At 42.6% G+C, this 12,351-nt stretch carries 12 protein-coding genes and 1 other RNA gene; 9 read left to right on the top strand and 4 right to left on the bottom strand.

The window, feature by feature from the left end; all coding sequences use genetic code 11:
• The first annotated feature begins 372 nt into the window (after nt 1-372).
• The 5 genes from petA to L3Q70_RS14265 all read left to right on the top strand — a co-directional run bounded on the left by petA (nt 373) and on the right by L3Q70_RS14265 (nt 4,108).
• Complete coding sequence (gene petA / locus L3Q70_RS14285; RefSeq protein WP_062568575.1) at nt 373-963, top strand: ubiquinol-cytochrome c reductase iron-sulfur subunit; 591 nt, start codon at nt 373-375, stop codon at nt 961-963.
• A complete protein-coding gene (locus L3Q70_RS14280; protein ID WP_062568576.1) occupies nt 963-2,228 on the top strand; it encodes a cytochrome b N-terminal domain-containing protein in 1,266 nt (421 codons plus the stop codon). Before petA ends, L3Q70_RS14280 begins: the two co-directional genes overlap by 1 nt.
• Nucleotides 2,225-2,962, top strand: a complete 738-nt coding sequence (locus L3Q70_RS14275; RefSeq protein WP_062568577.1) for a cytochrome c1 — start codon at nt 2,225-2,227, stop codon at nt 2,960-2,962. The genes L3Q70_RS14280 and L3Q70_RS14275 overlap by 4 nt, the downstream gene beginning before the upstream one ends.
• Nucleotides 2,963-3,041: 79 nt before the next feature.
• Nucleotides 3,042-3,668, top strand: a complete 627-nt coding sequence (gene sspA, locus L3Q70_RS14270) for a stringent starvation protein SspA (RefSeq protein ID WP_062568578.1) — start codon at nt 3,042-3,044, stop codon at nt 3,666-3,668.
• A complete protein-coding gene (locus L3Q70_RS14265; protein WP_062568579.1) occupies nt 3,668-4,108 on the top strand; it encodes a ClpXP protease specificity-enhancing factor in 441 nt (146 codons plus the stop codon). The genes sspA and L3Q70_RS14265 overlap by 1 nt, the downstream gene beginning before the upstream one ends.
• A gap of 59 nt (nt 4,109-4,167) precedes the next feature.
• Here L3Q70_RS14265 and dolP read toward each other — a convergent pair whose 3' ends face one another.
• From dolP to L3Q70_RS14245, 4 genes are read right to left on the bottom strand one after another with little or no spacing between them, the layout of a single operon-like run.
• Nucleotides 4,168-4,734, bottom strand: coding sequence for a division/outer membrane stress-associated lipid-binding lipoprotein (gene dolP, locus L3Q70_RS14260; protein ID WP_062568580.1), 567 nt, complete (start codon nt 4,732-4,734; stop codon nt 4,168-4,170).
• Nucleotides 4,727-5,320: an SIS domain-containing protein gene (locus L3Q70_RS14255; protein ID WP_062568581.1), complete on the bottom strand. Its 594-nt coding sequence runs from the start codon at nt 5,318-5,320 to the stop codon at nt 4,727-4,729. Before L3Q70_RS14255 ends, dolP begins: the two co-directional genes overlap by 8 nt.
• 32 nt (nt 5,321-5,352) lie before the next feature.
• Complete coding sequence (locus L3Q70_RS14250) at nt 5,353-5,724, bottom strand: YraN family protein (RefSeq protein WP_062568582.1); 372 nt, start codon at nt 5,722-5,724, stop codon at nt 5,353-5,355.
• Between the two features lie 24 nt (nt 5,725-5,748).
• The gene (locus L3Q70_RS14245; RefSeq protein WP_062568583.1) at nt 5,749-7,626 is read right to left on the bottom strand and encodes a penicillin-binding protein activator; all 1,878 of its coding nucleotides are present in this window, start codon (nt 7,624-7,626) and stop codon (nt 5,749-5,751) included.
• 61 nt (nt 7,627-7,687) lie between these two features.
• Between L3Q70_RS14245 and rsmI the strand changes: the two genes are divergently transcribed.
• The 4 genes from rsmI to L3Q70_RS14225 all read left to right on the top strand — a co-directional run bounded on the left by rsmI (nt 7,688) and on the right by L3Q70_RS14225 (nt 12,333).
• Nucleotides 7,688-8,545, top strand: a complete 858-nt coding sequence (gene rsmI, locus L3Q70_RS14240; protein WP_237114479.1) for a 16S rRNA (cytidine(1402)-2'-O)-methyltransferase — start codon at nt 7,688-7,690, stop codon at nt 8,543-8,545.
• A gap of 42 nt (nt 8,546-8,587) precedes the next feature.
• Nucleotides 8,588-8,953, top strand: an RNA gene (rnpB, locus tag L3Q70_RS14235) — RNase P RNA component class A.
• 283 nt (nt 8,954-9,236) lie between these two features.
• Complete coding sequence (locus tag L3Q70_RS14230; protein ID WP_237114478.1) at nt 9,237-9,479, top strand: DUF465 domain-containing protein; 243 nt, start codon at nt 9,237-9,239, stop codon at nt 9,477-9,479.
• Between the two features lie 169 nt (nt 9,480-9,648).
• Nucleotides 9,649-12,333 carry a M14 family metallopeptidase gene (locus L3Q70_RS14225; RefSeq protein ID WP_237114477.1) on the top strand — a complete coding sequence of 895 codons (2,685 nt, stop codon included), beginning with the start codon at nt 9,649-9,651 and terminating at the stop codon, nt 12,331-12,333.
• Nucleotides 12,334-12,351: the final 18 nt, after the last annotated feature.

The following is a 12,351-nucleotide window of genomic DNA, read 5'->3' as shown; positions in this document are numbered from 1 at the left end:
TTCATGATTTAGCAAAATTAGCTTAAATCCATCAGTTAATTGATGAATTTTTTTGCTACAATTGGAGGGCAAGTAATGTGAGTGAGTTCAACAACAGCTAATACAGAATTCTGTTTCCTCTTAGTGAGGTTGATCTTGGTCAGTATATTGTTTTTTTATATGCGTTATCATAAATAGCGGCTTCATACTCGAGCTAACCCAAATTAATAAAGTATTAAAACGGGTTTATTCAAGCATGAGACTGTGAATAACCTTGTTTTAATCAAGGCTTTTAATTATGATCGCGTCTATTTTGAAATTTCTAAAAATTAACCTGCTGTAACTGATGTTCTCAATATGGCAAGTGTTGGGAATCATAGTGGAGATAAGTGGATGAGCAATGCGCCTGTAGACAATGGCCGACGTCGCTTTTTAACCATAGCTACCTCTGTTGTTGGTGGTGTTGGTGCGGCTGGGGCTGCTGTTCCTTTTATTGCGTCTTGGAATCCAAGTGAGCGAGCTAAATCTGCGGGTGCGCCTGTAGAAGTAGATATCAGCAAGCTTGAGTCAGGACAATTAATACGTGTCGAGTGGCGTGGTAAGCCTGTATGGGTTATATCACGTACCCCGAGAATGCTTGAACAGATGAAAGAGCATGAAGGTCAACTTCGTGATCCTGCATCTGAAGAGCCTCAACAACCTGAATCATCAACCAATGAATACCGTTCACAACGACCAGAGATTTTCGTTGCTGTGGGTATTTGTACACACTTAGGTTGTTCTCCGAGCTTCTTACAAGGTGGCTTTGGTGAAAAAGTAGAGGGCACAGATGACGGTTTCTTCTGTCCGTGTCATGGTTCTAAATTTGATATGGCTGGTCGTGTATTCCAATCTGTACCTGCGCCATTAAATCTAGAAATCCCTCCGTACACCTTCATTGATGACACGACTATCTTAGTCGGTGAAGAAGAAGGAGTGGCATAATGTTTGGTAAAATTATTGGTTGGATCGACGATCGTATTCCAATGACACGTGTTTGGAACATGCATATCGCACAGTATCCAGCACCAAAAAACTTTAACTTCTGGTACTTCTTTGGCTCATTAGCCATGTTAGTACTTGTTAACCAAATCGTAACGGGTATTTGGTTAACAATGAACTTTGTGCCGTCTGCTGAGGGTGCTTTCGCATCGGTAGAATACATCATGCGTGATGTTGAATACGGCTGGTTACTTCGTTACCTTCACTCAACAGGTGCTTCAGCGTTCTTTATCGTTGTTTATCTGCACATGTTCCGTGGCATGATCTACGGCTCTTACCAAAAACCACGTGAGTTACTGTGGTTATTCGGTATGTTCATCTTCTTAGCACTTATGGCTGAAGCTTTCATGGGTTACTTACTTCCTTGGGGACAAATGTCTTTCTGGGGGGCACAGGTAATCATTTCACTATTCGGTGCGATTCCGGTTATTGGTGATGACTTAACGCTTTGGATCCGTGGTGACTACGTAATCTCTGGTGCAACGCTTAACCGCTTCTTCGCGCTTCACGTAATTGCGTTACCTTTAGTTATCGTTATTTTAGTATTCTTACACATTGTTGCACTTCACGAAGTGGGTTCAAACAACCCAGATGGTGTTGAAATCAAGCGTAAGAAAGGTTCTGTTGCTGAAGAAGATAAACCTAAATTCAAATTCCACGAGTATTACACCAACAAGAAAGACATTGTTGATGCAATCCCGTTCCACCCTTACTACACAGTGAAAGATATTGTGGGTGTGGTTGGTTTCTTAATCTTATTCTGTTGGGTTGTATTCTTTATGCCAGCGATGAATGGTTTCTTCTTAGAAGCGCCAAACTTCGAAGCTGCGAACCCACTGAAAACACCTGAGCACATTTTCCCTGTTTGGTACTTCACGCCATTCTATGCGATTCTGCGTGCTATCCCAGATAAACTAATTGGTGTTATCGCGATGGGTGCATCTATCGTAGTGCTTGCGTTACTACCTTGGATTGACCGTGGTTCGGTTCGCTCTATTCGTTATCGTTGTGGCTTACACAAGTTAAACATTGCTCAATTCGTGGTAACTTTCATTATCTTGGGTTGGGTTGGTGCAACACCACAAACTGATTTCAAAACGCTGTTATCACAAATCACGACTGTGACATACTTCATGTTCTTCGTATTGTTATTTGTTTACAGTAAGAATGAGAAAACTAAGCCATTACCAACGAGGTTGACGAAATGATGAAAAAGCTAATTATCGGTTTATTCGCATTGTTGCCATCGTTGACAATGGCAGCAGGTCCTTCGGTTCCGTTAATGGATGCGAACATTGACCTAAAAGACAATGCGTCTTTACAACGTGGTGCTAAATTGTTCATGAACTACTGTCTTGGTTGTCACCAAATGCAGTATCAGCGTTATGAACGTACGTTCCGCGATATCGGTATTCCTACTGAAATTGGTCAAGAACAACTTATTTTTGACGGTTCAAAAGTAGGTAGCCATATCAAAAACGCGATCGGTAAAGAAGATGCTGCTAAGTGGTTTGGTGCTGCGCCACCAGACTTAACACTTGTAGCACGTGTTCGTGGAACTGACTGGATTTATACATATCTGAAGTCGTTCTATAAAGACGAATCACGTCCGTTTGGCGTAAATAATATTGTTTTCCCATCGGTAGGTATGCCTCATGTTCTTCAAGAGCTGCAGGGTTTACCAACACCAATCACTGAAGAAGTCGAAGAACATGGTCATACTGTGACTAAAGTTGTTGGCACTGAAACAGATGGTACCGGTGAAATGAGTGACGATGAGTACGACCGTGCTGCTCGTGACTTAACTAACTTCTTGGCTTATGTTGGCGAACCGTCACGTTTAGAGTCAGAAGCGTTAGGTCTTAAGGTAATTGGTTTCCTAGTGATTCTATTTATCTTGGCATTCATGCTGAAGAAAGAATACTGGAGAGATGTTCACTAATCCTGGGCATGTTGAAAGGTAATTTTGTGATAGGGGCTTAAGCCCCTATTGCTGTTTTTGTAATATAATGGAGGTAGGCATGGCCGTAGCTGCCAATAAGCGCCCTGTAATGACCCTGTTTTCTGGTGCTAACTGTATGTATAGCCATCAAGTACGTATTGTACTTGCTGAAAAAGGTGTAAGTGTTGACATTCACCTGGCTGAAAAGGATAACCTGCCAGAAGCACTTCATGAAATTAACCCTTACGGTACAGTACCCACACTGATCGATCGTGAGCTTGGTTTATATCAGGCAAACATCATCATGGAATACCTTGATGAACGTTTTCCTCATCCTCCACTAATGCCAGTTTATCCGGTTATGCGTGGCCGTAGTCGTCTAATGATGCATCGCATTGATACTGACTGGTATAGCTTAGCTAACAAAATCTCAAGCGGTAGCAGTGAAGCAGCTCAAGCGCGTAAAGAGCTGACAGAAGCATTACTTGCAATTGCTCCTATCTTCTCTGAAGCGCCTTACTTCATGAGTGAAGAGTTCAGCCTAGTTGATTGTTACTTAGCGCCACTACTTTGGCGTTTACCAGAACTTGGTATAGAGCTTACTGGTGCAGGCGCGAAAGAGCTTAAAGAATACATGTTGCGTTTATTTGAGCGCGAATCATTCCAAGCTTCACTAACTGAAGCTGAGCGTGAGATCCGTTTATAATGACGCCTAATCGTCCTTATTTACTACGCGCTTTCTTTGATTGGATTGTTGATAATCAGTGCACACCGCATTTAGTTGTGAACGCTGATTTTCCTGCTGTACAAGTGCCAACTCAGTTTGTTCAAGACGGCCAGATCGTTTTAAACATTAGCCCATCGGCAGTTACAAATTTTGCTATGGATAACCAACAGCTAAGCTTTAATGCGCGCTTTGGTGGACAGCCTATGCAAGTATACGTACCCATGGGCGCTGTACTCGCAATTTACGCACGTGAGAATGGTGAAGGGACTGTATTTACTGCAGAAGAATTCATCGAGGACGAAGAAGAGTTTGCTCCGGTATTAGAAAGTGTTGAAACACCTGACGATATTACGCCAGATGATGAGCCGCCGACTAAACCAGAGAAGAAAAAAGGGTCTCACTTACGAGTGATTAAATAACCTTTCAGACTTACAAAAAACCCGCTTCGTAGCGGGTTTTTTATTATTAGTGGTAAAAGTTATAGGTATTCGAATACCTTAATGACTCGTTCAACACCTGAAACATTACGTGCCACTTCAACGGCTAAATTAGCTTCTGTATTGCTCACTAAGCCCATTAAAAAGACTTCGCCATTCTCTGTGACCACTTTTATATTATTGCTACTGATGTTCTCTGTGGTGAGTAATTGCGTTTTTACTTTTGATGTTAGCCATGAGTCGTGAGTTTGTGTGCTCATACCAATATTTGAGCTTATACGAATTTGGTTATGAATTTTACGTATGCCATCCACGCCTTCGATAGCACGTTGTGCTTCGTTTTTCATTTCTTGGTTAGCAACTTGCCCAATCATCAGTACAATGCCATTCACACTGATTACATTGACATTAGCAAATTTGTGCAGGCGCTCATTTTCACTTATAGCAATAGAGCTTTTAATTTCAATGTTGTTGTCATCAATTTGTGAGCCTATTGTACGGCGATCATTGGCTGAGGTGACAGCACCTGCTGTGCCAGCAACGACTGCTGCAGCGCAACCCTGTAGAAGTAATACGGTACTTATGACAATAAGAGACTGTTTAAACATTGTTTTCTTCCTGTGGGAATAAGGTTAAATCAATAAGCTCACCTAAGCAGTGTAAATTAACGAGATGAGATTCAACAATTCGACTTGGGCGTTTTGAAGGGACGCGGATCTCTACATCGTTAGGGCCTAATAAACCAACTAATTCTCCGCCATCATCACCGACTAATACAATGACTTTCATATCGCGGGTTAGCGCAGCCTCTACAGCAGAAATAATTTGTTTCTCATTGCCATTCACTGCAATAGCGAGTAGTAAGTCACCTTCTTGAGCAAAAGCGCGAATTTGTCTCGCAAAAGCTTCATGTTCATCGTTATGATTGCTTTGGCCAAGGTTAACTTGCTCTTGCGCAAGCGCAACAGCGGGTAGGCAAGGGCGTTCAGTTTCATAAAAGTTAATAAGTAAGCCTGCCATATGTTGTGCAAGCATATGACAGCTGGCGGTACCGCAACAAAGTAACTTATTTCCATTTATAAGACTTTGTGCAATGGTAAATGCTGCAGACTCAAGAGCACTTGGCAAAACTTCACCAGCGGCTATTTGGACTTGAATATTTTCGGTAAAAATCTTTTTAATAGTTTCTTGCATAACCTACCAGTAAGGCTTGTTGGCCTTTGATGTTAATATACATTTCTAAACCAGTTTATTTCACTATCTTGTTCACCTGTTATGGCGACGTAATCAATGCGCATACGCTGGTTGGGTAATTTTTTATCTGCAAGGTAATGGGCGATAGTTCGCCTAAGCCGTTGCTGCTTTTGTTGGCTAAGCGCATAATTTGCGCCACCACGAAGTTTGTTCTTTCTAAACTTCACTTCGACAAATACGAGTGTATTGCCTTCTCGCATAATGAGATCAAGCTCACCATATTGGCATAAGTAATTACACTCAATGGTTTTTAAGCCGTGCTGCTTCAGGTAGCTTTCGGCTTGCTTTTCATAATATAAACCTTTCTCGCGGCTATTTTGCCATAACTCTTTGAACCACGACATGACCTCATCCTTGAATCTTATTGGCTATTCTGCAGAGCTAATTCCTGAAGCTGACTGCATGAATAACGGTATAGGTTGCTCAGTTGCTAAATCAACAGCAATAATTTGTTTATTCTTATATTGCGCCCAATCTAAAGAACGTGTGACATGGCCATTGCTGGCAATGCTCAACTCGCCGCTGATACCATTAAAGCGCTTGCCTGCAACCATACTCAATTGTTTTACGCTTCCTAGCATACTGGTTGCATCATAGGTCATCGCAAATAAACGCTGGTTAATATCGGCATTTTCAGGCCAAAGGCGCTCATATTGCTGACGCAAGTTATGTTGCTTTATTTGACCTTCGAGCATCCAAGGGAGTTCCGTGAAATAAAGGCCATCTAGGTCACCTTTGTCAGTTCTATCTATTTGCTTACTATGACTTTTTGAACTAGCGTAAAGCGGAATACGTTCAGCAAAAGTACTGACATTAACATCTAAGTAAGGCTTAATTAGGCGTGTCTCAGTTGCATCTCCAAGAATATAGATAACATCCACATCGCTACGCGATCGCGTTTCGCTCTCAACCTCTTGCCTAAATAATGACTTAACTACTTTAATGCGCTCTTTACTTTGGTCTACTTCTAATAAGCCTGTAATAGTTTTAGGCATATCATCTTTACTAGCGTAAAAGCCAACTTGTGGTTTAACCTCACTATAGCGTTGCCACTGCTGGTTGAAGTATTCAACTAAGCGTTGGCCATTACTATTATTTGGTGCCAGCAGCATAGGTTTTTGGTAACCCGCTGTTAAAAAGCGCTCAAGTGCTTGTTGCACTTCATGTTCAGGGTTTAAAGCAAAGAAAAAGTGCTGTTGAGACACTCGTTCACCATCAAACGTATTTAGGTGCATAACAGGGTAATCAATAAGTGTTTGCGCTGTGCTTAATTTTTCAATATTGCTTTTGAGTAAAGGGCCAATAACAAAATCGGCTTTAAATTCACTGAGTTTTAGGGCAATTTCTGCCGCTGACAGCGATTCGTCTATAAATAAGGTTTCTTCTAGCGGATTGTTATCAAGTGCAGCGAGTACTCCTGCTTTGAGTGCATCGCCTAAACGTTCATTCGCGCCTGACTGTGGAATAAGCACCGCTAAACGGTTGACATTAAGAGGCTCAACTTGCACAAGCTCAGTGACTTTCTTAGGTAAAACCTCTGCGGCAGGGTGACCTGGATAGCGTCGCATCCAGTTGTTCATCGCTTGATGCAATTCAACCGGCGCCCCTAAATATACTTGATGATAAAGCGCTAAATTAACCCAACCTTGTTGCACAACAGAACCGCGGTTAAAGCGCTCTAGTGCATACGATGAAAGCTGAGTAAGGCTATGCCATAAATCCTGATTTAAATTTGCAACGCTAAAGTTGTTATCATTACTAATTGTTGAAGCCGCAAAATAATAGGGCATGGCTTGTTTTGGCAAACCTTGTGATGCGTAAACTCGACCCGTTAAATACTGATGCCAAGCCTTATGTTCAGGCAGACTTAGCTCAGGCTCAAGTACTCGTAGTTGCTCAAGTGCAAGATCGCTTTTACCTTGCTGCTCTTGTGCTAACGCAATATAAAGCTTGTTTTGAATTTGGTCTACGCTGGGAGTTGCTTCAAGCTCTAAACAGATATTTTCTAAAAGAGACCAACGCTCTTCACTAATCGCTGCATCTCGGGCTGTATAAAGTAGTTGGATTTTATCAGCACCTTGGCGATTAAGTGCCGTTTGATACATAGATTGTGCGTCGGTTAATTGTGACAGAGCACTACTCGATTGGCTCGATGGATTTTCTGTACTATTTGATGGTTTTTCGGTTGTGCTACAAGCCGATAACCCTGACAATACAATTAATAGACTAACAAGTTTAAGTCGCACAATGATTTCCCAATACGTTAACGCGATTTGCTTATATTACTGACTGACGCAGGAGACCTCAATGTTAAATGAGGACAATTCAGATAAAATCGGCACTCTTTACATTGTTGCCACGCCTATTGGTAACTTTGATGACATTAGCCAGCGTGCCATTCAAACCCTATCTGAGGTTGACTTAATAGCCGCTGAAGATACTCGTCATACGGGGAAGTTGTTAAGCCACTTTAATATCAAAGCAAAAACCTTTGCTTTACATGATCATAACGAGAAACAAAAAGCGCAGCAAATAGTTGACTGGCTTGAGCAGGGAATGAACATTGCACTGGTATCAGATGCCGGCACACCATTAATTAGCGACCCAGGTTATGCAGTTGTCAATTTATGTCGTGAACAAGGCGCACATGTAACGCCTGTGCCTGGTGCCTGTGCTGCGATCACTGCGGTATGCTGCTCAGGCTTACCAACTGACCGTTTTCAGTTTATTGGATTTACGCCAGCAAAAAGTAAAGCCAGACAAACTTTTTTTATGGAAGCGGTAAACTCAGGTATAACCAGCATCATGTATGAAAGCACCCACCGTATTATGGCAAGCCTTGATGATTTAGAAGAGGCGCTCGGCTCAGAGCAGCCTGTGGTGTTTGCGAAAGAGCTAACAAAAACCTTCGAAACCTTCTTTAACGGCAGCGTTGCCGAGCTAAAGCAGTTTTTAACAGATGATCCAACTAAGCAGCGCGGCGAAATTGTGCTTATGCTCCCTGGTAAGGTAAAGCAAAGTGATGATATTCCAGAAGATGCGCGCCGTATGCTTGGTTTACTCGAAGCCGAAATGCCACTGAAAAAAGCTTGTGGTGTTGTAGCTGAGTATTTTGGTTTGAAGAAAAACGCACTTTATAAAGCAATTATTGACGAAAAAGACTAATTCTTTACTGCATAGACGTGCGCGCTCAGGTATACTGCGCGCCGAGTCAGCCGAGATAATCGCTGCCTGCAACGAAAATGCGCAGGGGGAGGAAAGTCCGGGCTCCACAGGGCAGGGTGCCAGCTAACGGCTGGGGGGCGCGAGCCTACGACAAGTGCAGCAGAGAGGAGACCGCCAACTTCGGTTGGTAAGGGTGAAAGGGTGCGGTAAGAGCGCACCGAGCCACTGGTAACAGTTGGTTGCAAGGTAAACTCCACCCGGAGCAAGACCAAATAGGGTTCTATCATTTTAAATAATGAACGCGTGGCCCACGTGAGAACCGGGTAGGTTGCTTGAGCCATAGAGCAATTTATGGCCTAGACGAATGATTATCCACGACAGAACCCGGCTTATTGGCTGACTCACCAAATTAGATTAAAGCCCCGCAGCGATGCGGGGCTTTTGTTTTTTTGGGGAAGAAAATCCACTCCGCGCATACAAAACATCGCTTACTGGCTGACTCATCAAATTAGATCAAAGCCTCGCAGTAATGCGGGGCTTTTTGCTTTCTAAATCACAAGCAATTTTTAACCAAGTACTATTATTCCCTAATCGCCACCATTATTGATCTCGAACAAGGTTGCGACGTTGACTCTATTTTGCACAATGTTACAGTGAATTTGAAATCTAATTCTAATCAAAGGAGTTGCCCATGCTAGGCGAAAAACACTCGTTATTGAATGAATTCCCAGAGTTTAATGAATTAATCCACAACCTTGCTAAAAGTGATGCGCACTTTAAAAATACCATGCAGCGATATGATGATATGGATAAAGAAATTAGAGAACTTGAGCTCAATAGTTCTCCGATTGATGACAGTGAAATGCATGAAAAGAAACATCAAAGAGCGGCGCTGAAAGATAAGCTGTATGATTTCTTGAAGACCAAGGCATAAAATCAAATCACACCTAATGCCCCTTGCACTTATGACTCTCGCTGACAAGGGGTGTTATTTCCAGTTAACTCTAATTTAAGCCTTTCTAACGCTTTTAATTCCCTTATTTTCAATAGTTTTATATGTTGATAACTAGTTTATTTACGTTTTTCTAATGGGTGGAATTCATATGTTAGCAAAGGGAGCAATCAAAGCAGTCTCAATGTGCATGATGGCAATGTCTGTCAGCTTTAGTGCCACTGCAAGTATTAACAATACCGAAGTGATGTGGCCTGGTACTGTTTACAATACCGATATACCTACGTTTAAGCAGGTTCTTGGTTATGATGTAGGTGAGCGTATTACTAATTATAACGATATGCGCCGTTACCTCAGTGCCCTTGAAAAGGCGGCACCTAATCGTATTAAAGTGTTTAAGTACGCAAATAGCTGGGAAGGGCGTGAGCTGGTTTATGCGGTGGTTGGCACCGCTGAGCATATTCGCTCACTAGAAACCCTTGCGAATAACACACAAGCTTTGGCTGATCCGCGAATTACTTCTGAAAAAGAAGCTAAGTCGCTGATTAAAAACTTACCGACATCAGTGTGGCTTCAGTACGCGGTGCATGGTAATGAAATTAGCTCAACCGATGCCGCATTATTTACAGCGTATCACTTATTAGCAGCCCCTAATGATGCTGTTAACAATAAAATTTTAGACAATACAGTGGTCTTTATCGACCCATTACAAAACCCAGATGGTCGTGAGCGATTTGTTACTCGTTACTATGCAACCGTCGGTCTTGAGCACAGTGCCGATCGCTTAAGTGCAGAGCATAATGAGCCGTGGCCAAGAGGTCGAACAAATCATTATTTGTTTGATATGAACCGTGATTGGTTAGCACTTACTCAGCCTGAAACAAAGGGAAGAGTGGCTGCAATCAATAAATATAAACCACAAGTGGTGGTTGATATTCATGAAATGGGCGGCGATCAATCTTACTACTTTGCACCAGCTGCTCAGCCATTTAACCCACATATGACAAAAACACAAATCGCCAATATGGATGCGATTGGTCAAAATCATGCGAAGTATTTTGATGAGTTTGGCTTTGATTATTTTACCCGTGAAATTTTTGATGCCTTTTACCCAGGCTACGGCGATAGCTGGCCCGTATTTTATGGGGCGTCTGCATCAACTTACGAAGTAGGTTCAGCTCGAGGGCACGTGTTTGAGAAAAACACCGGTGAACTGCTCAGTTATTTTAATACCGTAAAACGTCAGTTTATAGCGTCAATTTCAACCGCAGAAGGTGCCGCCAATCAACGTGAAAAATTACTGGGTGATTTTTATCAATATCAAGTTGATGCGATTGATTCGGGTAAAGATAGCAAAGAGCGTGTTTATATCTTACCTAAACAAAGTAACCGTGAAGGCGCTCATAGACTCGCAACCTTAATGGCTGAACATGGTGTTGAAGTTAAACAAGCAACTGAAGACTTCAAAGCATGTGGCGTTAAGTATAAAGCGGGTAGCTATTTTATTGATACCGCACAGCCGCGTGGTGTATTTGTGCGTACCACGTTTACAGACCAAGTTGATATGGCTGAGGCATTTGTAAAAGAGCAAGAAAGACGCCGTGCGCGTAACCTTGACGATGAAATTTACGATGTCACAGGTTGGTCACTGCCGATGATGTTTAATGTTGATAGCGATAGTTGTGACCGTACTGTTAGCGCAGACAGCAAAGCGGTTCTGGCCGATGACACATTGCTTGGTAAAGTGAATAATCCAGAAGCTTCAGTGGCTTATGTTGTTGCCTGGGGTGATACGGCTGCAGCACGCTTTTTAACAGCAGCATTGCAAGCAGGCATTAAACTGAAAAGTGCTGACCAAGCATTTGTATTAGGCGATAAAACTAAGTACCCAGCGGGTAGTTTAGTAATCGAAAAGCGTTTAAACGACAAAGAACTACTTGCTAAAATTAGCAAAATCGCGGAGCAAACAGGTGCAATTGTTGATGGTGTCAATTCTAGCTGGGTGATTGAAGGCCCAAGTTTTGGTAGTAACAAAACAGTGCCCATGGTGGCGCCAAAAGTGGCGATGGCATGGGATGCACCCACCAGTGACCTAAGCGCCGGTAACACCCGTTTTGTTATCGAAAGGCAGCTAGGTTACCCAGTCACGGCGATTCGCACGCCAATGCTCGCATGGGCTGATTTAAGTGATTACCAGGTGCTTATTTTACCGGAAGGTGATTACGAGCAAGTGCTCGCTAAATCAGGCGCGGCTAATTTAAAAAGCTGGGTTGAAGCAGGCGGCGTGTTGATTGCCCTTGGTAATGCAAACCGCTTTACTAGTAATGCCGATTACGGCTTATTAGATGTTAAGCGTGAGCAAGCTTACCGTGAAGATAAAGCCGACAGCAGCGATGATAAAAGCAGTAAAGTGGCAGGGCAGCTGTTCACATCTCGTGATGATTTAAAAGCAGCAAGCATCGAGCCTCACACATCGCCAGACTATGTAGCGGGTGTACTTGCTAATGTTGAAGTAGACCAAGAGCATTGGTTAACAGCAGGGGTTGATAAAAACCTCGTTGCGGTGGCTTACGGTAACGATATTTACACACCAATAAAACTGAACTCAGGTAAAAACTTAGCATGGTTCACAGGTAAGGACGATGTGCTAGCAAGTGGTTATCTATGGCAGCAAAATAAAGCACAGCTTGCGTATAAGCCATTATTAGTTCATCAATCGCAAGGTAAAGGCATGGTGATTGGCTTTACACAATCACCAACCTATCGTGCTTACCTTGAAGGTATGAATGTACTGCTAACTAACACAATTTTCCGTGCTGCAGCACATGCTCAGTAATCGCAAAAAATAATAAAA

Source organism: Pseudoalteromonas sp. CF6-2, from assembly GCF_021729425.1.
Taxonomy (GTDB): Bacteria; Pseudomonadota; Gammaproteobacteria; order Enterobacterales; family Alteromonadaceae; genus Pseudoalteromonas; species Pseudoalteromonas arabiensis.
This window is presented reverse-complemented; position numbering and strand designations above follow the sequence as displayed.